This is a genomic window from uncultured Chryseobacterium sp. (assembly GCF_913776365.1).
Classification (GTDB): domain Bacteria; phylum Bacteroidota; class Bacteroidia; order Flavobacteriales; family Weeksellaceae; genus Chryseobacterium.
Genome location: NZ_CAJYMO010000050.1, coordinates 1 through 21014 on the forward strand (window position 1 = coordinate 1; position 21014 = coordinate 21014).

A 21014-nucleotide genomic window follows, 5' to 3' on the forward strand; every position below is an offset into this window, starting at 1 on the left:
CAGGCTCCCATCATATGCATTCCTCCGGTTCAGTTTTATCCTGTCCGTATCTTTGGTTTTCCTGAAAAAGCTGGTTCCCGTATTTCTTACCATCCTGGTGTTGAAATCTGCGAAAAAATCAACAATGGTATATGCTATCTCGTAACCGAGATTTTTATTTTCAATCAGTAGGGTCTGCGGGGCTTTCACCGTAAGCGTTTTGTTGGTTTTATCGTAGGCGAATTTCAGGGTCCTCTGGTTTTTAATCCTCACATGCTCATGATCAGTGCCGATAAACTGATCCAGGAAATACGTGATGTAATTTCTATACGCTTCTTCAGTATATGGAACAAGCCGTACTTCTTCGATGTCGTTGCTTTTCAGCAATACCACTTTAAGGGTTTTGTTCAGGGCACCCGGAGCAGGCGTGATCAGGGTTTCGTAATCTTCCTTCCGGAAAACAAGATTTGCCGGGCTTTTTCCCGTAAGATCCAGCGTAAAGCTTCCGTCCGCTGCCGATACGGTTCCGGTCTGGGTACCGTCCAGATAAATACGCACATCTGCCAGGGTGAGGTCAGCATCATTCACCACTTTTCCTCTGATGGTTTGTGCTGTCATATTGCAAAGCGCAGATAAAAAGATCAGGAATGAGATGAGCAGGAGGTTGTTTTTTTTCATGGTCTGTAATATTACTGATTTCATGATAAAAAAACACTTTTTAACCGGATTAATTTATCCGATCCTTACACTGGTCATGCTAAGGGAACCTCCGATCAGTTCGTCGTTGAACAGGGACAGTTCATCGGTGGTTTCTTTCAGCCCAAGGCTGTACATCAGCGGCAGGTAATGGTCGGGGCTGGGAACGGCATACTGTAACGCGGTTCCCTGTTGCTGATAATTGATCAGGTTCTGGAAATCTCCTTCCGAAAGCCAACGGTTGGTCTTTTCCCGGGCTTCAACGGCCCAGTCCCAGCCGGCTCCCACCGTATTGATATTCCGCCAGTCAATCAGCCTGAGGTTATGGATGATATTTCCGCTGCCGATGATCAGGATTCCCTTTTCGCGGAGCTGATGAAGCCTTTTGGCCAGGTCAAAATGGTACTGCGGCGGTTTTGTGTAATCGATGCTCATCTGGATGACGGGAATATCTGCCTCAGGATACATATGCCGGATAACCGACCAGGCGCCGTGGTCAAGTCCCCACTGGTGGTCTTCTTCCACCACTACGGGAGCCAGAAGGTCTTTTGCTGCCCTTGCCAGTTCCGGACTTCCCGGAGCGGGATATTGTACGTCGAACAATGCCTGAGGAAAACTGCCGAAATCATGGATGGTCTGCGGAAGATCCATTGCCGTTAGTTTCGTACCGCTGGTGTACCAGTGGGCAGAAATGCAGAGGATGGCATTCGGTTTCGGCATTTCGGAAGCTGCTTTCCGGAATCCCATAACAAAAGCATTTTCTTCAATCGCATTCATGGGAGATCCGTGTCCGAGAAAGAGGACGGGCATCTTCCGGGTCGGACGGAACTGGTCGCTGAGGTTACGGAGATCGTTGAGATTCATAGGATATACAGAAAAAGGTCCGGGAATCCGGCAGACTCCTGAACCTTTTTTATTAAGATTAAGAAAAATTATGCCTGTTTTACAAACTGCAGTTCCCCTGCAATTTTTACTTCGTCGCTTACCAGTACGCCGCCTGCTTCCAGGGTAGCATTCCAGTTCAGTCCGAAATCTTTTCTGCTGATTTTTCCTTCGAAAGAAAATCCGGCTTTGGTGTTTCCCCATGGATCTACATTGACACCGCCGAAATCAACATCCAGGGTTACCGGCTTGGTTACTCCGTTGATGGTCAGGTTTCCGGTCACCTCGTCATTCAGGGCCTGGGATTCGAAAGTAATGGTAGGGTATTCCTCCGCATTGAAAAACTCTGCCGATTTCAGGTGATTGTCACGGTCGGTATTATTTGTGAAAACGGAATCCGTCTGAACGGTTGCGGTGGTTTTTGCATTTTTAAAAGTATCGTCTTCCGCTTCGATCTGTGCGCTGAAGCTGGTGAAGTTTCCTTTTACGTTTGAAATCATCATGTGCTTTACTTTGAAGGTGATTTCACTGTGCGTAGGGTCTAAATTCCACTGTGTTGCCATTGTTTTCTTTTTTTATTGTTATTGATGAAGCAAAGATAGGTAAGTACAAAGATGTGTGCATTGATTTAGGATAAGAAATGAGTTACTGAGTAAATCTGATGATAATGCATCTTTATGAATTGATTGATCAATAGTTATTCAGTTTCTATAAATCTGAATTCATATCTTTGATTCATCCACATAACGGGACCATCCGTACATGTATAATGTCGGAAAAGAATCTACGAAATACCATAGAAGCGGATGAAATTATTGAAGTTCATTTTAATTTTCTTAGGAATAGCCCTTTTCATGGGCGTTGCCTTTTTCTATAGTACAGTGTACTCACAATTAGCAGCTGCAAAAATCAACTCCGCTATTAAGAAGGCTCCCATCTTCCGCAAACTGGATAAACAGAAAGAAATCCTCTATGGTACTGAAATTTACGATTCAATACCAAGAAAAAAAAGTTCAGGCGTAATTTTCTATGCGGATAAAAAGCCGGAAACCAAAGAAGAACTGGAAATTGCCAATTTTAATAACTGCAGGGCCTTTAGCCGAAAAGGGAAAATCCTGATTAAATTAGGATGGAATTCCGGGTTCAGCGGTAGCGGGTTTAACATCCATTACCTGTTAGGCAGATTTGAAATAGAACCCTATTCTTTTACAGATGTTGTTCCAGCTCCAGCTAACCTATCCAGGTACAAGATGATAAAACAGGAAGTGACGCTGAATCAATTTTATTACCATGTTGGAGACAGTATATATGGTAAGATTAATATGGAAATGGAAGAACGCATTAATCGCAGAACATATAAAGTGTTCGCATCCGGATATTTCAGAACAAAAGTAGAGAAATGGTAGCCGCGTTCCTGGCAAGCAGCATTGGTTTCCGGCTGCTCGATATCTGTTATAGGAAAGATAAAATAACAGTTCGCGTGAAAAGTTCGGCCATTTTTAGCGTGTCCGGGTAACAATACAATATTGAGGTATCAATATTGCTGATTACCTGACTGCAGCTTTGTGCATTGTAGAATATGTTATTCAAATTGAATCAAAGGAAATAATTTATCCACACTTTATTTTTCAGGGACATCATTTTATTTGTCTTATTATTAAAATGCAATTGAAGGCTGAAGAAATAATTATGAATAAAAGTACAAAAATTGCCGTTATCGGTGCAGGGGTTTCCGGTCTTTATATAACCCAGCTGTTACTGGCTAAGGGATATGAGGTCAACGTTTTTGAAGCCAGTGACCGTATCGGCGGCCGGGTCAAAGCGGGCATGCTGGAAGGTCAGGTTATTGATCTCGGAGGGCACTGGATCCATAAAACAGCGGAGTCATCAAATGCGCTTATCTCAGCCATAATCCGGTCCGGTGAACCTTTTTCGAGAGACGATGATGATACTTATATAACAAAAATGGCAAATGGCCATGATACGGTGCCGGGCAGGCCATTCATTGTTGACCGGTTCATTCAATACGTCAGGCAGACGGATTTTGAGGTGGATGAGCCTCTTATGAAAACCATCACGGAGTTTTCGGACAGCCCGGTACTCCGCAGCTTTCTCAATGCTTCCGTGGCAGATCAAGGATCTTCATGTGCCACTTTTTCAACAGTAAAATTTAAGGAACTGATCTCTTCGGGAGGTGCTGAACATCACGAGCTTGAAAACAGAACCATGTCGGAGTTTATCCAGGCATATTTTTCAGGGATCCCTAGAGAATCCATACTGCTTTCCACACCCGTACTTACAGTGAAGTATGCGTGTCATAAAGTTAATCTGGTAACGGGAAACGGCAGCTTTCAGTTTGATAAAGTGATGATCAGTGTTCCCATTTCCCAGCTCAGGAGCAATAAAATTACATTTGATCCACCGTTACCGGAGAGAAAGATAAATGCTTTTCAAAAGATCGGCATGGGATATGGGATCAAAATGTTTCTGTTTTTCAGGAAAAGTGTTCTTTCAGAGGCCACTTTCAACCGGAAATTTGCCCCTTATTATCTTCAGAAGAAAATGGGTTCCCATTATGTGGTCCTGTCATTGCTTATGGGGGAATTTATGGAGGATTACACTCAGGATAAGGAAGGGCATCTGGAAGGGATTTTCAGTGAGCTTGCGGAAATCAGCGGTAAAGAGGTCCGATCACTTTTAGAGAACTCTGTTTTCCATGACTGGACCGCAGAGCCTTTTATTGAAGGGACCTACAGCTATCCGGTGGCAGGCATCGGCAATGCGCGTGAAATTGCTTCGGAACCCGTGCTGGATACTCTTTTTTTTATAGGAGAAGCCATGAATACGGAATCTGCCCACGCCTCCATAAGCGGAGCTATGGACACCGCATACCAGGTCAGCCTGCAATTCTGACGGATGGCCATCTGCAACAGCATCATAAATGTCCTGATCAGGCCGGTCCGCGTGTTGTACGTTTGATTTAGTACAGAATTAATTGACCACGCATGTGTTTAAATGAGGTATTTTTACTTTCAGGCTGTCCTGCCGTTGTGACACCAATATAAAGCCTTATAGATATTATTCTTTGTAAATATCCTGATATCAAATTCAGGAATTGATCTGAAAAACTGCCGGTAAATCTGCTCATTGGTGTAATTGGAAACAATGGCAAACCTGTTTAGCAGGGAGATATCCTGAAGAGTAGACAGCGAATCTTTCAGCAACAGTTCCAGATCACAGTTTTCACAGGAATGGTTGAAATAAAGCATATAATTAAACTGTTTATGCTGCAAGACCTTTTTCTGTACATGCGGAATGACAAGGCTTTCAAATTCTTCTTTGGTGGTGTTGCCCAATGTATAGAAGGCGGCCACATTATCCGGTGAATCGTGGAGAACTGAGATCATTTTATTCTGTTTAAAGATTTGGTATATTGAGAGTTGCAAAAAGCAAACCAATACGTATCGAGAGCGAACGATAATTTTGGGATGTGCTCTCCTAAACCTCATATACCACACCGGAGCGCTTTTGTTCCGGCATTTTCCGGACGATGGTTTTTATTTCTTATTTTTGGGGTTTCAAAATGATTTCATGAAACTATATACGTTTTCTTTACTCATGCTGGCACTGGGAGGCACGGCGACGGCCCAGACCCAGAAATTCACGATGGCAGAGGCTGTCAATGGCCTCAGAACCAATCTTGCCGTAAAAAACATCCCGCAGTTTTCATGGTCGGATGACGGGAAGTCCTATATCCAGGCAGTCAAAGGCGGTTACCTGATCACTGACCTGAAGACCAACCGGAAAGATACCCTGGTTTCCCTTACCCAGCTTAATAAAAACCTGACGGACCAGAAGCTGAAGACAGTTCCGCAGATCAGGTTCATCAGCAGTTCAAAAGGGTATTTCACAACAGGTGATCAGATGATGTGGGTGGAAAAATCCGGAACCGACTGGAAAGTGAAGAATACGGTGAGTATGGATAAAGACGCTTCCAATACGAAAGTATTCGGGGACAACCAGACCGTTGCCTTTACTGTAAAGAACAACCTGTTTGTCAGCAAAAACGGAAAAACGATTGCCGTAACGGATGACACGGACGAAAATATACTGAACGGTGCCTCCAATGTCCACCGGAATGAATTCGGTATCGATACCGGGATTTTTCCGGCCCCGAATTCCGAAAGTCTGGCTTTCTACCGTATGGACCAGAGTATGGTAGCCGATTACCCGATCATCGACTGGTCGGTAACGCCTGCCGTTAACCATAACATCAAATACCCGATGGCAGGACAAACTTCCCATCAGGTAACCATCGGTGTCTTCAATCTCCGTACCCAGACAAAGGTTTTTCTGAAGACCGAAGGCGAAAAAGACCAGTACCTCACAGCAGTAACCTGGAGCCCGGATTCAAAATACATCTTTGTAGGGGTTCTGAACAGGGGCCAGAATCACCTGAAAATGAATCAGTATGATGCGGCTACCGGGAACTTTGTTAAAACATTGTTCGAGGAAACCAGTGATCAATATGTAGAACCTCAGCATCCGCTGACTTTCTTCCCGAATTCCAATACGGAATTCATCTGGCAGAGCCAGAGAACCGGCTATAACCACCTCTTCCACTATAGCCTGGAAAAAGGGCTGGTGGCCCAGATTACGAAAGGCAACTGGCTGGTGAGCGATGTATTGGGTTTCAATGAAAAGAAAAAGGAAATTTATTTTACATCCACTAAAGAAACCCCGCTGGAAAAACACCTGTATAAAATCAGCTGGGCGAACTTCAAAATGCAGCGCCTCGATAATGCGCCCGGTGTCCATACTGGGATCTTAAGCAGTGACGGCAGCTACCTGTATGATGCCTACAGCAATGCGAATACGCCGAGAGCCATCAACCTCATCAACACCGCCACCCTGAAAACGGAGAATATTCTGAATGCTGAAAATCCCCTGAAGAATTATCAGCGCCCGGAAATCCGGAATGTAGAACTCAAGGCTGATGACGGAACCCCTCTGTACGGGAAAATGATCCTGCCGACCAACTTTGATCCGGATAAAAAATACCCGGTAATCGTATATCTGTACAACGGTCCGCATCTGCAGCTGGTAACCAATACCTTCCCGGCTTCAGGGAATCTCTGGTATGAATACATGGCCCAGAACGGATACATCATCTTTACCATGGACGGAAGAGGTTCTTCCAACCGCGGGCTGAAATTTGAACAGGCTGTTTTCAGAAACCTGGGAACTACCGAGATGAAAGACCAGATGAAAGGCGTGAGCTACCTGAAATCCCTCCCTTACGTGGATGCGGAAAGGATGGGGATCCATGGATGGAGTTTCGGGGGATTCATGACCACCAGCTTCATGCTCCGACATCCTGAAGTTTTCAAGGTAGGGGTTGCCGGAGGCCCGGTGATCGACTGGAGCATGTATGAAATCATGTACGGGGAAAGATATATGGACACGCCCCAGGAAAATCCGCAGGGCTATGCCGCAGCCAATCTCCTGGACAAAGTACAGAACCTGAAAGGGAAGCTGCTGATGATCCATGGGGCACAGGACGATGTGGTGGTATGGCAGCATTCCGTAAAGTTCATCAAGTCTGCAGTGGACAACGGCGTGCAGCTGGATTACTTCGTATATCCGGGGCATCCGCATAATGTGATCGGTAAAGACCGGGTACACCTGATGCAGAAGGTAACGGATTATTTCGATCTGTATCTGAAGAAATAAAGAGACACTACATAAAAGATCCGGGCCGCAAGCCCGGATTTTTTTTACGTACCTATTAAAAATCTGCGGGATATGCCCGATCCGCTTTTACTTATCAAATTATTTGCATTAATCAATAGCATCGGGCTTCAGCCAGACGTCATTATAGCGGTATACATCCTTCTTCAGGCCCTATGTATGCACCCTTGGCTGAAACCGGATCATCAGGCATCCTGTAATAAGTGGGCTGAGAACAATTCCATTGACCGTATCCTGATTTTGCATCAACCGCACATTACATCATTCCCGGATCCCTTCCGACCTTTCATTCTTATCAGAGATCAATGGATTCTGTTTTTCAGCGCCGTATCTTTGACTCATAAAAATCAGAAATATGGAATTAGGAATAGGAATGTTCGGGGACCTGGCTTTCGATCAGGCGACCGGAAAATACAGGGATGCAGGGGTAAAGATCCGGGAGATTCTGGAGCAGGTGAAATTGATGGATGAGGTGGGAATCGATGTTTTTGCCATGGGCGAGCATCACCGTCCCGATTATGCCGTATCATCACCGGAAATCCTCCTGGCCGCTGCCGCCGGGATCACGAAAAATATCAGGCTGGCCAGCGGCGTTACGGTGCTAAGCTCTTCGGAACCGGTAAAAGTATACGAGGACTTTGCCACGCTGGATCTGATCTCCGGAGGAAGGGCTGAAATCTATGTGGGAAGGGGAAGCTTTATCGAATCTTTTCCACTGTATGGCTATTCGCTGAATGATTATGAGGAACTTTTCAATGAGAAGCTGGATCTGCTGCTGAAGATCAATTTGGAAGAAAACGTTACCTGGTCCGGGAAGCTTCGGGCCCCGATGAAAAACCAGACCGTTTACCCGAGAGCACAGAACGGCGGGAAGCTTCCGGTCTGGAGGGCCGTCGGCGGAACGCCGCAGTCGGTGCTGAGTGCTGCCGAACTGGGAATGCCGCTGGTGGTAGCCATCATCGGCGGGATGCCGGTACAGTTCCGTAACCTGGTGGAATTTTATAAGCAGGAATACAAAAGGGCCGGGCATAACGCAGAGGAAATGCAGATTGCCATCCATTCCCATACCTTTGTCAGTGAAGATCCTGCTGTAATCGACGGATATTTCCATACATACAAGGCGCAGATGGACAGGATCGGGTCTTCCCGGGGCTGGGCGCCGTACACCAAAATGCAGTATGAGGGCGGCAGAGGCAAAGACGGCGCATTGTTTGTCGGGAACCCGAAGGAAGTAGCGGCAAAAATCGCCTATATGAAAGAGATCTTCGGGATCACCCGGTTTATCGGCCATATGGATGTAGGAGATCCTTCCCATGATATTATGATGAAATCGATAGAACTCTTCGGGAACGAAGTGAAACCATTGGTAAAAGACCTTTAAAAACCTTTAGCAGCAAGATATACAAAAAACCTCCGCCATTCGTTTGTGCGGAGGTTTGCTTTAAAAAATCAAATCAAATATAATAAACCGGTAAAGGTTTTGTTGAAATCAGAGGGGTTGATAATAAGCGATAGCGACCTGCGGATGAAATCCGAACATAAAAGTATCAAACCCGTTTTCTGCAGGTGTTCTGCTTTTACTGAGCAGATAAGCATGCTCAATGATATCAATGAGTACCAGCTCAGGCGTATAGAAGGTAATCCCGATTTTATGCCGGGACGGATCTTCCGTATGGGAGCTGATCAGGTCCGGCTTAAAGCTTTCCACCGGGAAAAAAGTATTTCCCAGTACGTCCGGCAGACTTTTGATTTCCCCGTTGAGCTGGGTAACATAGCCGGCAATAGACGCAGACAGCAGGGAAGGGATTTTTGCGGCCTGCGGATTTTTTGACAAAAGTTCCCAGAAATTCTGTACCGGGTTTTCCCTGTCATCAAAAAGCTGATGCTGTACCTTGTATTCAAAATAGGTATCTTCAAAAACATACCGGTCCCAGGCAAGGGAAGAATCATGGTCGATCACGATCCGGAATGCTAGTTTTATGTGGGCTCTCATACATTGGATTTTAAAAAACAGGAGCAGCCGTTGAGCAACTGCCCTGCCGGCTAAAATGATACAGATGTGTTCTCAGCATATTTTTCAATGGATATATTTCAGGCTTCCAGCAGGATGAGCAGTGCATTTTCACTCAGGGCTTCGAATTCTATCGTTTCAGCTTCAGCCATCAGGAGGGCATCCCGGGTTTCCAGCAGCCGGTTCTGCAACTCGAAAGCCCCGTTGATCACCATTCCGAAAACGGATCTGTTTTTCTGCGATACTGTATAGATACCTTCTTTTCTCCCGTCGTAAAGTCCTATAAAGCCGGGATAGCCGGCGTGAGAACAGAGAGGAAGCAAAATATTTCTTTCAGGAAACGTTATTTCCCCTGCTGCGGAAGATTCTTCTGCACCGGTGGTGATCATCTCAAGGATCAGAACATCCGCCTTCTCCTCCTGCAGGTTATTTTTTAGGGTCAACTCCTTGATTTTTCCGGTTTTCAATGTAAAAAACTGCCCGGAAAAAAGCTTTTGGCCGGAACTCCCGATCAGGATTTCGCCGTAGAGGACCAGAAGCACGAATGAAGATTCCGGAAGACAGGTAACATGAAACGTACCGTTTTCATCAATAACCGTTTCCGTAACGGTTCTTAATCCGCTGTTTTCACCGATATGAATTTCCCGGGTCGTACAGGCGTTTTTTCGTATCCAGACGGCAAGGCCGGACACAAATATTCTGGATGATGGCTGAACTGGCATTATATGACTGTTTTACATCGTATTTCCACGGGCACAGACAGGCTCTTTTCATAGGATCCTCTTCTGCCTGTCTGTTGTCCTGTGGAAAACCAAAGGTTAACTAACAACTTCTTTTATCGTTAAGCCGGAACTTTTATGGTGTGGGACAGTGAGAATCCTCCGCTGACACTCCCTGAAACAACGGACATTTCATTGGAGGTTCCGTCACTGAACACGTTATCATTGGCATTATAGGTATAGCCGTTCATCCCTTTGTAGCCTGTGCTGGCAGCTACCTGAACCACCGCACTGTCGGTACCTTCGGGAAATGCAATCTGCGTTGCCAGCAGCGACTGTCCTGAGGTATTGTAGACATGAACATGGATATGGGTGGCCCTTCCGTTGTACCAGCCCGGAAAAACTGAAGTGAAATTCACCTTTCCGCCAGTGTCGGTTATCTGCCTTCCTCTCAGGAAATGGACGGAAGTATAGTTGGCCGGCTGCATTCCGCTGCCTCCGTATTCTGAATAATTCCCGTCTTTATCGCAATGCCAGATATCCACGATGGCGCCCTGCAGGGCAGCACACCCGGCGTTGACGTTCTGGACAGTAATGCCGATGGTGAGCGGAACGCCCGTCCTGTCGCTGACAATATTGCTCTGGACCAGCGAAGAAGGCGATTTGGTGGGAAACGGGCCTTCCGTTTCGGAATTGGTTACCGAGCATCCCGTAGCGGAAGACCCGGAACCTGAGGAGGACCCGGAAGTTCCGGAGGAACCTGTGGTTGCATCGTCATCGTCATGGCCACAGTGGATCAGGATCGGTGCGGCTAAGGCAGTAACTCCGGCAAGGCTGAGGCTTTTCAGGAAGCCTTTTCTGTTCATTGTTTTCATACGGCAGAATTTTTAGGTGAATATCTTATGATAAAGGCAGGGCCGGATCATTGTTCCGGGTTCTGTCCTGGTTTCTGCTCCAAAGGTATTTCCAAAAATCAGGTGCCGGAAATTTATGAGGTCAATAGATGTAATGTGCCGGTAAATGAAGGTTTTTTAAGAAACGTTAAGAATAAAAGGGCCTGTATACAGCCTCTTACAAGATTGCAGTTACCTCTGTACATTGAAACGAAGGATGCCCGGTTATGAAATAGCAGCATGTTCCGCAACCCTCCGGAAATTACCGGCTGACTATTTTCATCACCATATCCTTATAGGTTTCACCAATGGGAATGATGAATCCGCCGATATGGATATTCCGGTTAACCACTGTTTTAATCAGGCTGACGGGAACAATATAAGAACGGTGAACCCGTATAAAGTTTTTTGCCGGAAGTTTTTCCAGTATGCTTTTCATGGACGAGCGGGCAGTAATCCTGGACTGGTCCGCAAGATGGATCTGAATGTAATCGTCCAGTCCTTCTATAAGCAGGATATCCTTAACATTAATCTTATGGAGTTTATAGTCTGCCCGGATGGAAAGGTAATGGACATCATCGGTTTCATTGCCGGTCTTCACTTTTTCCACTGCAGAGCGGAACCTTTCAAATGAGAACGGCTTCAGCAGATAATCCACAGCATTGATGCTGAAGGCTTCCACCGCATATTCTGAATAGGCGGTCGTAAAAATAACCTTGGTGTTCTGGGAAATACTATTATAAAAGTCCATTCCGTTTTTAGAAGGCATCTCGATGTCAAGGAAGATGAGGTCTACGGGAAATTTATTCAGGTATTTCTGGGCATCGGCCTGTACATGGAACATTCTTTCCAGCGAAAGGTTTTCAATTTTTCCGGCATAGGCCTCGATAATCTTCAGGGCAAGGATCTCATCATCCAGGGCAATGGCTTTGATCATATCTTTATAAATGGAGGGTTAAATCTGCTTCATAGGACTCTCCGGTATCGCGTATTTTCAGGCTATGCTGCCCTGGATAGAGCTGCTGAAGGTGCTCTTCCGTGTTTTTCAGGCCGATCTTCAGACTGTTTTCATTAGAAACCACAGGGTTTACAATGGTATTGGTTACTTTAAAGCTGAGGATGTTCTCCTTTACCGTTAGTATAACGGATATCTTTGAGGCTCCGGCAGCATTATATCCGTATTTAAAAGCATTTTCAATGAAGTTCACCAGGATAAAGGGAGCAATTTCCAGGCCTTCCGTCTCTCCGGTTTCGGTATAGGAGAAATCCAGGCTGCTGTCGGTACGCATCAGCTGCAGGGCGATATAATCCCGGAGATATTCCGTTTCTTTTTTCAGTTCCACAACATCCTTGCTGCTTTCCTGTACCACATAGCGCATTACATTGGAAAGCTTCAGGATGGCATCAGGGGCTTCATCGGATTTCAGCAGGGCCAGGGAATAGACCGAATTCAGAATATTGAACAGGAAATGGGGCTGCAGCTGGTATTTTATATTCAGCAGTTCCGCTTTGGCCTTGGAGCGTTCAAGTTCCTTTTTCTCATCGTTCCTGAAAATGAAAAGCGAAGACAGGAAAGAGAACAGGAAAGGAAGGACGGATGAGAAGACCCTCTGGTGATAGGCACTGTCATTTCTGAAAAGGCCGGGATCTCCGTAATGATGACCGGCACCCGGCGGCGGCTGAAAATTTCCTTCAGGCGGCGGCATCCCCGGCGGGCCCATTCCTGAAGGCCTTCCTGAAAAGATGTCCTGTGAAGCCAGTGCATAGGGAAGAACTACCATGATCCCGAAACAGATCAGGATGCATATGGTAAAAGGCAGATACTTTTTCCTGCTGTATAATTTCGGGAGGAAAACATTCAGGTTCAGGTAAAAGAAAATAATTACGAGCACAAAACGTACGAATTCCCGCTGGAAAGGCGAAACCCTGAAAACAGACAGCGTACCGTCAAAATCCGGGGACGATACCACCGGAATGGTAAGCAGCAGAGGAATAAGGATGAGATGCGGCCAGAATTTTTTCATACCTCTAAAATAGGAAAACTTTCTGTCGCAAAATTTCTTTTATCCGGGGAAATTTCAGTCCGGCCGGACACAGGATTTCTCTACGGTGGCCGGCGGGCGGCGGATCAACGGAAAATAATCCTTATTTTTACAGAAAAAATATGCAGCAGCCTTCCAAAGACCCTTTGCACGGGAAACGACTGGATGCCATTCTTGAAGAACTGGTAGCCTATTACAACGGATTCGAAAAGCTGGGCGAACAGATCAACATCCGCTGCTTTACCGATAATCCCAGTATCAGCTCTTCCCTTAAATTCCTCAGGAAAACAGACTGGGCAAGAGCAAAAGTGGAAAGCCTCTATCTCTTTATGTTAAGGGAGAAAAAGCGCAACGGAATAAAAGACGGGGAATAGGGCAGACCCGGATCAGCATTTTCTTTCCCTCCAATCCTTCGCCTGATGAGTTCAAAAACAGTATCTTTGTTCTGTTAACGTGAAAAAATTCACGAAAAAAGAAAAAATATGACAATCGAAAACAATCACGTAGTAGCGGTACGTTATATCCTTCACACCATTGAAGAAGACGGAAGCAAAACCCTGGTAGAGGAAACAACAGCTGAAAACCCGCTTACTTTCTTATATGGCGTAGGCATGATGATCCCTAAATTCGAACAGAACATCCTGGGCCTGCAAGCCGGTGATAAAGCTGAATTTGTGATCCAGCCTGAAGAAGCATACGGGGAAAAGCATGAAGATTCCATCGTCCAGCTGCCGATCGACATGTTCAATGAGTCCGGAACTCCGCCGGTAGGGGCCATCCTTCCTTTATCTGATAACCAGGGGAATAATTTCCAGGCTTTCGTAGTGGAAGTAACACCGGAAGCGGTAATGGCTGATCTGAACCATCCGATGGCAGGAAAAGTACTGGATTTCCAGGTAGAAATCCTGAACACCCGTCCTGCAACCGAAGAAGAACTGTCCCACGGACACGCTCACGGTATTGACGGAAACGAAGCGCACTAAGCAAGCTTACCCCAAATTACATACAGTGTCCGGTGTTGCCGGACATTTTTTTTGCACCGAAGGGAAAGGTGAATTTTGCACTGCATGTGAATGGTGAATGGTCAATTTTGCTTCGCCAGTGAATTTTTTAGGCCGGGGTTAAGAATTGACCCTTGACCAGTGTAGCAGATTGACCGTTGACAAAGCGTGAATGGTGAATGTTGCGTTGCAAGTCAATTCCGATCCGCGGGTGAATGCTATAGCTCTCTAAAATTGACCTTTTTTGTGCCAGACGTGTGTTTCTGATATGTTGGAAAAATGCAAGGTCGCAAGAGGTTTACATGCTTTATGCGAAGACGCAAGATTATTAAAGATAAAATGTGGAACGTTGGATTAAAAGCACATGAGATGTTTTCTAACCGCAGCATGGTTAAGCGGCATGAAAATTTGGTTCTGCCAAATTCTTTGTGCCTTACACTGCAGCATTTCCCTGTATTCCTTGCAACTTTGCGCTTTCCAATACTGATAAGAAGTCTGGAGCAAAATACGTAATGGAAATTCCCCTCCTTTGGAGCGGTGTCGAAAATTCTAAGAATTTTTGACGGGGTGGTTTTAAAAAGGTGAATAGCCAATACCGGTGAGTCTCACCACTATTTGTATCAGGCACACGACATTGGGTAATTACCTTATGGGTACGGATACGAGCGTGACGCTCGCACCAGCGTATCAGTGAGTTTTACGCCATTTCAGATTGACCCTTGACAAAGCGTGAATGGTGAATGGTCAATTTTGTTTCGCCAGTGAATTTTTTTAGGCTTAGGTAAAGAATTGACCATTGATCCGCAGGAATTGACCATTGACAAAAGGCAGACGGTGAATTTGAGGCTGTCTGTCTGGTGGGCACAAGCTTGGAAGCTTTCGCCAGCGGTGAATTACAGGCTTAGGTAAAGAATTGACCATTGACCCGCAGGAATTGACCGTTGACAAAGCGTGAATGGTGAATGGTCAATTTTGCTTCGCCAGTGAATTTTTAGGCTGATGTCAAGAATTGACCATTGACCCGCAGGAATTGACCCTTGAGCAGCGCAGGAATTGACCCTTGACTTTACACTTCCGATGAAATAAAGTCTGCCACCCTAGCCCGGATAGGAACGGTTACCCCACAGCGGGGCTGGAAGGCTGGGGAAGCGAAGGGAAGGGTGCCGGCGCGGGTGGGAATATGTCGGCGCGAGGAGTAAGAGTGGATAGCCGGAACCAGCTCCTGAAATCCATGAAACCCAGTTCTGGTGGTAAAGACCGGGCAGCCCTGTGCAACCTCTTTTCTTTATCTGAATACGCCGCTCACATAAAACCAGCGATCCTGCACTTTTTTGAAGGTGGATAATTCGTGATGGACCTGCGGTTTTCCTTCTTCATCCGTATAAAAAGCCCTGAATTCTACTTGGTCGGCGGAAGGTTTTGCAATGATGTCCAGCTTTGTCCAGGTATTGATCTCGCCCCATTCCTGGAGATCCTGCGTATTGTGGTATTTTCTTTTTGCAGGAAGTGTGGTCTCCATCAGATAACGGCCATTGGGAATGGCAAAGGCTGAAAACCGGGAACGCATCAGGGCTTCGGCTGTGGGAGCATGGCGTTCTCCGGTGTGGTAAGGCCGGCAGCATTCGTCGTAGGTTTTTCCGGAGCAGCAGGGACAGTTCATTCTACTATTTAATTTGATTTTTAAATGCAAAAGTCTTAAAATTTCGTGAATATTTGAAATTTAAATCAGGAACAGCTGAATTCAGCTGAAATATAATTTCTGGAAATCATGATAATGGCAAACCTCGGATCTTTAGGAACCTGCCGGATCTGCAGTAATTTTGAAAAAAGTAGAATCATAATGCTCAGATGAGCTCCCGGATCATACAGCACAAAGGGTCTGCTTACTGCAATAATTTATTTTTCTGTGCTTCGAATTCCTCTTTAGTGATAACGCCCTGATCATAAAGCTGTTTCAATGTAACGAGCTGATCGATATTGGAAGTGGTGTTTAGGGATGTGATCTGTTGGTTGTCCTTTTCATTGAGTAAGGCCCATACCAAAGCTCCTATCCATCCGATGAACGTCCATCCCAACAATAGGTTCAAAGCAAAAATGACTCCGGGATTGGGTTTTTTTCTGATGAAAGCAATGAAGGTAGGAATGAAATAAAGGGGGAGACACATAACGAGAATGACAATGTGCTGCCAGGAGAGGCTTAAAAGAGTTGCTGATTTCATATCGGTATCTGGATGTTGGTTTACCTGTTATATTGTTCAATATAGCAATTATAATGTACATGATAAAAGCATCCGGATTTCCGGATGCTTTTTATAATTTATTTGATGAAACCCCTGTTTCTCAGTAACGGCTTGATGTCCGGATCGTGTCCTGTAAAATCGCGGAAGGCCTGGTTCAGGTCTACGGAATTTCCTACGGAGAGGATGTATTTCCTGAAGCGGTCACCATTTTCACGGGTCAGTCCGCCATGGCTTGAAATCCATTCCCAGGCATCGTTATCCAGGGTTTCAGACCACAGATAAGCATAATATCCGGCTGAGTACCCGCCGCCCCAGATGTGGGCGAAATAAGGGGTGTGGTATCTTGGCGGGACGGTGGCCAGGGTGAATCCGTGCTTGGCGAGGGATTGTTTTTCAAAATCCAGTACCGGGACCAGCTGGCTGGTATTGGTTACTGTATGCCAGTCCATATCCAGCTCGGCAGCGGAAACCAGTTCCGTCGTCATATAGCCCTGGTTGAAGGTAGCGGCTTTCTTGATTTTATCTACCAGCGACTGCGGGATCGGCTGTTTGGTCTCATAATGAAGGGCATAATTTTTCAGGACTACCGGATCAAGTGCCCAGTGCTCATTGATCTGAGACGGGAATTCCACAAAATCCCTTGGTACATTGGTTCCGGACAGGGAAGGGTACTTCTGGCTGGCGAACATCCCGTGGATCGAATGCCCGAACTCATGGAAGATGGTGGATACGTCATCATAGCTGATCAGGGATGGTTTTCCCGGAGCAGGCTTCTGGTAATTATAGCAATTAACGATCACCGGTTTGGTTCCCAGGAGATAAGACTGTTCCACGAAATTGCTCATCCAGGCGCCTCCGTTCTTGGAATCGCGGGTATAGAAATCCAGGTAATAGATGGCGATGGACTTGCCGTCATGATCGAAAACCTCATAGGTTACGACATCCGGATGATAGACCGGCAGGTCCGTTCTCTTTTTAAATGTCAGCCCATAGAATTTTTCGGCAGCAAAGAAGACTCCTTTTTCCAGGACCGTCGTAATCTCGAAGTACGGCTTGATCTGGTTCTCATCCAGGTCGAATTTGGCTTTCCTTACCTGTTCGGCATAGAAATTCCAGTCCCACGGTTCTACCTTGAAGCCGCCTTTCTGCTGGTCGATCAGGTCCTGGATGTCCTTAGCTTCGCGTTTTGCGGTTTCTACGGCTGGGGTAGCGATCTGGTTCATCAGCTGGGTGGCTGCTTCCGGGGTTTTGGCCATCTGGTCCTGCAGCTTCCATTCGGCAAAGCTTTTCTTTCCTAAGACCTGTGCTTTTCTCAGCCGGAGGGCTGCCAGTTTTTCAATGGTTTCACGGGTATCGTTGGCATCGCCTTTTTCGGCTCTTGTCCAGGAAGCTTTGAAGAGCTTTTCGCGGGTCGCCCGGTTCTTCAGGTTCTGAAGGAGCGGCTGCTGGGTAGTGTTCTGCAGCGCCAGCAGGTACTGCCCGTCTTTGCCTGCATTTTTGGCATCGCTGGCAGCAGCGGCAATTTCATCCGCGGAAAGGCCGTCCAGCTCTTTGGCATCGGTAAAGAATACGCCGCCCTGCTTCCGTGCTTCCAGCAATTTGTTGGAATACTGGGTGGAGAGGGAAGCCAGCTCCTGGTTGATCTGTTTCAGTTTCTCCTTGTCTGCGGAGGAAAGGTTGGCCCCTGCGATCTCGAAATTCTGTTTGTAGTATTGTAACAGCCGTTTGCTTTCAGAATCCAATCCGGTTTCCGTGATGGCTTTTATCCTTTTATACAGGTTTTCATTCAGGTACATTGTATCGGAATGGGCGGCAAATACCGGAGCATATTCTTCATCCAGCGCCTGCAGGGTAGGATTGGTATTCGCACTGGTGAGATTGGAGAATACCGTCATGGCCCTTTTCAGGACTTCCCCGCTTTTTTCCAGGGCGACAATGGTATTTTCGAAAGTCGGGGCTGCCGGGTTGTCGGCAATGTTGAGGATTTCGGCATCATGCTGGCGCAGTCCGAAGTCGAAAGCCGGTTTGAAATGTTCATTTTTAATCTTATTGAATTCCGGCGCTTCATACTGAAGGCTGCTTTTCTTCATAAAAGGATTCGATGCAAGGGAGGCATCCGGAACCGGAACTTCCTTTTGGGTATCGGTGATTTTCATAGTCGTACAGGATTGATTGAATGCAAGTGCGGAAAGTAACATGACCGCCGTGATCTTCTTCATAGATAATCGGTTAATAAAGCATAAAGATATTAAAACTTCCCTGAACTGGTACTGCGGAAGCGGTTTAAAATTTTACGGGGCATCGGATAGTCTGTTGCCGGAGCTTCTTTATGACTGCAGATCAGTCTGCCATCCGGATTTTTGAAACCGGTTCAGCGCCTGATGAAAGTCTTAATTTTTTAGGATATATGATGGTATTGAATTCAGGAAAAAGAGCCTGCAGAGTATGGGATTTCGGATTTGTATACCATCGACATATTGTTACCGGCTTTTTTGTGAACGATTTGATCTGATGAACAGTAAAGATTTTAAAGTAAAGATCATATCCGGAAAGATTTTATATCAAATGTTGCTTTTTAACAGAATGTTTTGAGGCATATCAGTTTATGGATAAATGATAAATAATTGATAATAAATAATTTAAATTATTATCGAAGAATATGAAATATTTTTTTATATTTAAATTATTGCTTTTAAATCAATTTTTTGTTGTAAATATTAGTCTGTTGTACCAAACGAATTTCCAAACCTGTGATCAGGAAGTCAAATAGATGGTTTCTGTTTATTGTAAGACGATTTTAAGTCTGGACGGGACTGAAATTTGATTTTTTACAGATCGTATTAAGAGGAGGGTGCCGGCAGATAGAAAAAGAGTGGGTTGAAATACATTTTAATTGTCTTTCAATTAAAAATAAAACACGACACGTTTTGTCGCATGAGCGGTCTACATTTGCCTTAAGTGATAAAACAAAACAACATGAATATGAAATAACGGATTATCTCTTTCAGGGGTGAAGTAAAAAGAATATCTTCGCGCCGTTAAAACCTAATAATTATAACTCAGATACATAAGGAATGAAAAAATTCTATGCCGGTGCCTTTTTCTTAGGCGCCATCCTCAGTACTTCTGCCCAAGAAGTCCTCTGGCAGAAGGACATCAGATCCTCCACGCAGGATTTCTTAAGCCAGGTGACCACCACCATCGACGGACAATACCTGATCTCTGGAAGCAGCATCCGGCCTTCGACAGGCTCAGGCAACAGTCCTTCGACAGGCTCAGAGTCCGCTCCTTCGATCCGTTCGGGCGCCGCACGCTCCGGTCAGCAGCCAGCAGCCAAAAGCCATCAGCAAAATGCAGGCTACGATTTTCATTTGGTCAAGCTGAACCAGCAAGGTGAACAAACTTGGGAGAAATTCTTTACCGGTAAGAATCACGATTTCCTCCAATCTGTGGTAGCCACGCAGGAGGGCGGATTTCTGGCAGCCGGAACCAGCTACTCGGGTAAGGGACTTGATAAAAAGGAAGATTCCCGAGGAAGCTCAGATTTTTGGCTTATCCGCCTGAATGAAGCGGGGGAAGAACTCTGGCAGAAAACGATCGGTTCGGCTGGCGATGAAGAGGCAAGAGCTGTAATCCAGACTACTGATCTCGGATTCTTTGTTGCCGGGAACGCACAGAATACAGAAAAAGGCTACGGTTCCAAAGATGTTCTGATCGTAAGGCTGGATAAAAACGGGAAAGAGATCTCGCAGCTGATCCTGGGCGGAAAAGGCCTGGACGAAGTGGAGAAGATGATCCCGACCCGGGACGGCGGCGCTTTACTCAGTGTTTACTCCAGAAGCGGTGCCCTGCCGGCAAATGCAAAGCCCGGTACCGCAGGTGCACAGTCGTCTGTAAACACATCAGTGGCCAGCAGCCAGCAGCCAAAAGCCAGCAGCCATTACGGTGAGGGCGATTACTGGATCATCAAGATTTCAAAAGACGGGAAGGTGGAATGGGAAAAGAGCTTCGGCGGGACCGGTGATGACCATCCGAGAACCCTGGCGCTGACTTCCACAGGATATGTGATTGGCGGCGAATCGAGATCGGATAGATCCGGGAATAAGACGGTAGGAATAGAAGAAGGGACGGATGTGTGGCTGATCTCCATAACAGAGCGAGGGGACGCGATCTGGCAGAAGTCCTACAGCTTCAAAAACAGAGACATACTAATGGGCATGAGCGTACTGCACAGCGCAGATGACAAGTCCTCGAAAGGGATACTTCTGGGTGGCTACACGCAATCCGAGGGAAGGGCAGAAACGGATGATGAAAAGTTCTGGATGCTGTACCTGGACCCAAATGGCAACGAGCAGTGGCGAAAGCACGTGAAAGGAAAATCCAGCCAAAGGGAAGAGCGGCTTTCGGACATTAAGCTGAACCGCGACGGTTCGATCATCCTGGCCGGCACGAGCGCCGATGAACTTGGAAAAGAGAACTGGAAGATCATCAAGCTGGGAGACAGCCAGATCGACCGGCTGATCGAGAAGCAGGAGATTAAGATCTATCCGAATCCGGTATCGGATTATACTTATGTGGAGCTTGGATTCCCTTCGAGAGCCTCAGGGACCGTCCATTCCGAAGTGTTTGAGGCGGAGATCATAGTCTATGATATGGGCGGACGGCAGCTTCAGAGTATAAAAACAAAAAACAAAATAACCAAGATTAATACGCAGCAGCTGGTGCAGGGGGCTTACCTGGTGAGTGTGAAGACGGAAGACGGGAAGATAGCAAGTGCGAAACTGATAAAAAAATAATAGC

Annotated in this window: 19 protein-coding genes; 7 read left to right on the plus strand and 12 right to left on the minus strand. The window is 46.1% G+C overall.

The genetic code is table 11. The features are described 5' to 3' along the window. The 3 genes from QZ735_RS02765 to QZ735_RS02775 all read right to left on the minus strand — a co-directional run. Positions 1–657 (minus strand): carboxypeptidase-like regulatory domain-containing protein (locus tag QZ735_RS02765; RefSeq protein ID WP_367117825.1); only part of this gene is annotated, 657 nt, incomplete at its 3' end. 54 nt (positions 658–711) lie between these two features. Continuing rightward, entirely contained in the window at positions 712–1539 is an 828-nt protein-coding gene (gene ygiD, locus QZ735_RS02770) for a 4,5-DOPA dioxygenase extradiol (protein WP_294243922.1), read from the minus strand. 68 nt (positions 1540–1607) lie between these two features. Further along, positions 1608–2120, minus strand: a complete 513-nt coding sequence (locus QZ735_RS02775; protein WP_294243924.1) for a YceI family protein — start codon at positions 2118–2120, stop codon at positions 1608–1610. A gap of 252 nt (positions 2121–2372) precedes the next feature. Between QZ735_RS02775 and QZ735_RS02780 the strand changes: the two genes are divergently transcribed. After that, positions 2373–2963: a hypothetical protein gene (locus tag QZ735_RS02780; RefSeq protein WP_294243926.1), complete on the plus strand. Its 591-nt coding sequence runs from the start codon at positions 2373–2375 to the stop codon at positions 2961–2963. 283 nt (positions 2964–3246) lie between these two features. Next, positions 3247–4470 (plus strand): NAD(P)/FAD-dependent oxidoreductase, encoded by a 1224-nt coding sequence (locus QZ735_RS02785; protein ID WP_294243927.1) that lies wholly within the window; start codon positions 3247–3249, stop codon positions 4468–4470. A gap of 119 nt (positions 4471–4589) precedes the next feature. Here the strand turns inward: QZ735_RS02785 and QZ735_RS02790 are convergent, their stop codons facing one another. Continuing rightward, positions 4590–4964: an STAS/SEC14 domain-containing protein gene (locus QZ735_RS02790; protein WP_294243928.1), complete on the minus strand. Its 375-nt coding sequence runs from the start codon at positions 4962–4964 to the stop codon at positions 4590–4592. A 184-nt stretch (positions 4965–5148) separates the two neighbouring features. On the opposite strand from QZ735_RS02790, the gene QZ735_RS02795 reads away from it, so the two are divergent. Both QZ735_RS02795 and QZ735_RS02800 read left to right on the plus strand, forming a co-directional pair. After that, on the plus strand, positions 5149–7290 hold the full coding sequence (locus tag QZ735_RS02795) for a DPP IV N-terminal domain-containing protein (protein ID WP_294243930.1): 2142 nt from the start codon (positions 5149–5151) through the stop codon (positions 7288–7290). Between the two features lie 373 nt (positions 7291–7663). Further along, positions 7664–8689: an LLM class flavin-dependent oxidoreductase gene (locus tag QZ735_RS02800; RefSeq protein WP_294243932.1), complete on the plus strand. Its 1026-nt coding sequence runs from the start codon at positions 7664–7666 to the stop codon at positions 8687–8689. 108 nt (positions 8690–8797) lie between these two features. Here QZ735_RS02800 and QZ735_RS02805 read toward each other — a convergent pair whose 3' ends face one another. The 5 genes from QZ735_RS02805 to QZ735_RS02825 form a co-directional block, all read right to left on the minus strand. Further along, entirely contained in the window at positions 8798–9301 is a 504-nt protein-coding gene (locus QZ735_RS02805) for a hypothetical protein (protein WP_294243934.1), read from the minus strand. A gap of 98 nt (positions 9302–9399) precedes the next feature. Then, positions 9400–10041 (minus strand): hypothetical protein, encoded by a 642-nt coding sequence (locus QZ735_RS02810; protein ID WP_294243935.1) that lies wholly within the window; start codon positions 10039–10041, stop codon positions 9400–9402. Positions 10042–10160: 119 nt separating this feature from the next. Further along, the gene (locus tag QZ735_RS02815) at positions 10161–10913 is read right to left on the minus strand and encodes an intradiol ring-cleavage dioxygenase (RefSeq protein WP_294243937.1); all 753 of its coding nucleotides are present in this window, start codon (positions 10911–10913) and stop codon (positions 10161–10163) included. 280 nt (positions 10914–11193) lie between these two features. Continuing rightward, positions 11194–11868, minus strand: a complete 675-nt coding sequence (locus QZ735_RS02820; protein ID WP_294243939.1) for a LytTR family DNA-binding domain-containing protein — start codon at positions 11866–11868, stop codon at positions 11194–11196. A 4-nt stretch (positions 11869–11872) separates the two neighbouring features. Then, positions 11873–12955, minus strand: a complete 1083-nt coding sequence (locus tag QZ735_RS02825) for a sensor histidine kinase (protein WP_294243941.1) — start codon at positions 12953–12955, stop codon at positions 11873–11875. 140 nt (positions 12956–13095) lie between these two features. Between QZ735_RS02825 and QZ735_RS02830 the strand changes: the two genes are divergently transcribed. Continuing rightward, entirely contained in the window at positions 13096–13347 is a 252-nt protein-coding gene (locus QZ735_RS02830) for a VF530 family protein (protein ID WP_294243942.1), read from the plus strand. Between the two features lie 108 nt (positions 13348–13455). Next, positions 13456–13956, plus strand: a complete 501-nt coding sequence (locus tag QZ735_RS02835; protein ID WP_294243944.1) for a peptidylprolyl isomerase — start codon at positions 13456–13458, stop codon at positions 13954–13956. A gap of 1303 nt (positions 13957–15259) precedes the next feature. Here the strand turns inward: QZ735_RS02835 and QZ735_RS02840 are convergent. From QZ735_RS02840 to QZ735_RS02850, 3 genes are all read right to left on the minus strand, one after another. Beyond that, positions 15260–15634 (minus strand): YchJ family protein, encoded by a 375-nt coding sequence (locus tag QZ735_RS02840; RefSeq protein WP_294243946.1) that lies wholly within the window; start codon positions 15632–15634, stop codon positions 15260–15262. Positions 15635–15857: 223 nt separating this feature from the next. Then, positions 15858–16193: a superinfection immunity protein gene (locus tag QZ735_RS02845; RefSeq protein WP_294243947.1), complete on the minus strand. Its 336-nt coding sequence runs from the start codon at positions 16191–16193 to the stop codon at positions 15858–15860. Positions 16194–16291: 98 nt separating this feature from the next. Then, positions 16292–18433 (minus strand): M3 family metallopeptidase, encoded by a 2142-nt coding sequence (locus QZ735_RS02850; protein WP_294243948.1) that lies wholly within the window; start codon positions 18431–18433, stop codon positions 16292–16294. A gap of 855 nt (positions 18434–19288) precedes the next feature. On the opposite strand from QZ735_RS02850, the gene QZ735_RS02855 reads away from it, so the two are divergent. Next, the gene (locus tag QZ735_RS02855; RefSeq protein WP_294243950.1) at positions 19289–21010 is read left to right on the plus strand and encodes a T9SS type A sorting domain-containing protein; all 1722 of its coding nucleotides are present in this window, start codon (positions 19289–19291) and stop codon (positions 21008–21010) included. Positions 21011–21014 lie beyond the last annotated feature (4 nt).

What these genes read in the sequence shown, in the direction of transcription:
- QZ735_RS02830 (WP_294243942.1), top strand. Translation starts at nt 13,096, where the DNA reads ATGCAGCAGCCTTCCAAAGACCCTTTGCACGGGAAACGACTGGATGCC.
- QZ735_RS02810 (WP_294243935.1), bottom strand. Translation starts at nt 10,041, where the DNA reads ATGCCAGTTCAGCCATCATCCAGAATATTTGTGTCCGGCCTTGCCGTC.
- QZ735_RS02815 (WP_294243937.1), bottom strand. Translation starts at nt 10,913, where the DNA reads ATGAAAACAATGAACAGAAAAGGCTTCCTGAAAAGCCTCAGCCTTGCC.
- QZ735_RS02790 (WP_294243928.1), bottom strand. Translation starts at nt 4,964, where the DNA reads ATGATCTCAGTTCTCCACGATTCACCGGATAATGTGGCCGCCTTCTAT.
- QZ735_RS02800 (WP_294243932.1), top strand. Translation starts at nt 7,664, where the DNA reads ATGGAATTAGGAATAGGAATGTTCGGGGACCTGGCTTTCGATCAGGCG.
- QZ735_RS02835 (WP_294243944.1), top strand. Translation starts at nt 13,456, where the DNA reads ATGACAATCGAAAACAATCACGTAGTAGCGGTACGTTATATCCTTCAC.
- QZ735_RS02845 (WP_294243947.1), bottom strand. Translation starts at nt 16,193, where the DNA reads ATGAAATCAGCAACTCTTTTAAGCCTCTCCTGGCAGCACATTGTCATT.
- QZ735_RS02785 (WP_294243927.1), top strand. Translation starts at nt 3,247, where the DNA reads ATGAATAAAAGTACAAAAATTGCCGTTATCGGTGCAGGGGTTTCCGGT.
- QZ735_RS02855 (WP_294243950.1), top strand. Translation starts at nt 19,289, where the DNA reads ATGAAAAAATTCTATGCCGGTGCCTTTTTCTTAGGCGCCATCCTCAGT.
- QZ735_RS02850 (WP_294243948.1), bottom strand. Translation starts at nt 18,433, where the DNA reads ATGAAGAAGATCACGGCGGTCATGTTACTTTCCGCACTTGCATTCAAT.
- QZ735_RS02795 (WP_294243930.1), top strand. Translation starts at nt 5,149, where the DNA reads ATGAAACTATATACGTTTTCTTTACTCATGCTGGCACTGGGAGGCACG.
- QZ735_RS02820 (WP_294243939.1), bottom strand. Translation starts at nt 11,868, where the DNA reads ATGATCAAAGCCATTGCCCTGGATGATGAGATCCTTGCCCTGAAGATT.
- QZ735_RS02775 (WP_294243924.1), bottom strand. Translation starts at nt 2,120, where the DNA reads ATGGCAACACAGTGGAATTTAGACCCTACGCACAGTGAAATCACCTTC.
- QZ735_RS02840 (WP_294243946.1), bottom strand. Translation starts at nt 15,634, where the DNA reads ATGAACTGTCCCTGCTGCTCCGGAAAAACCTACGACGAATGCTGCCGG.
- QZ735_RS02805 (WP_294243934.1), bottom strand. Translation starts at nt 9,301, where the DNA reads ATGAGAGCCCACATAAAACTAGCATTCCGGATCGTGATCGACCATGAT.
- QZ735_RS02825 (WP_294243941.1), bottom strand. Translation starts at nt 12,955, where the DNA reads ATGAAAAAATTCTGGCCGCATCTCATCCTTATTCCTCTGCTGCTTACC.
- ygiD (WP_294243922.1), bottom strand. Translation starts at nt 1,539, where the DNA reads ATGAATCTCAACGATCTCCGTAACCTCAGCGACCAGTTCCGTCCGACC.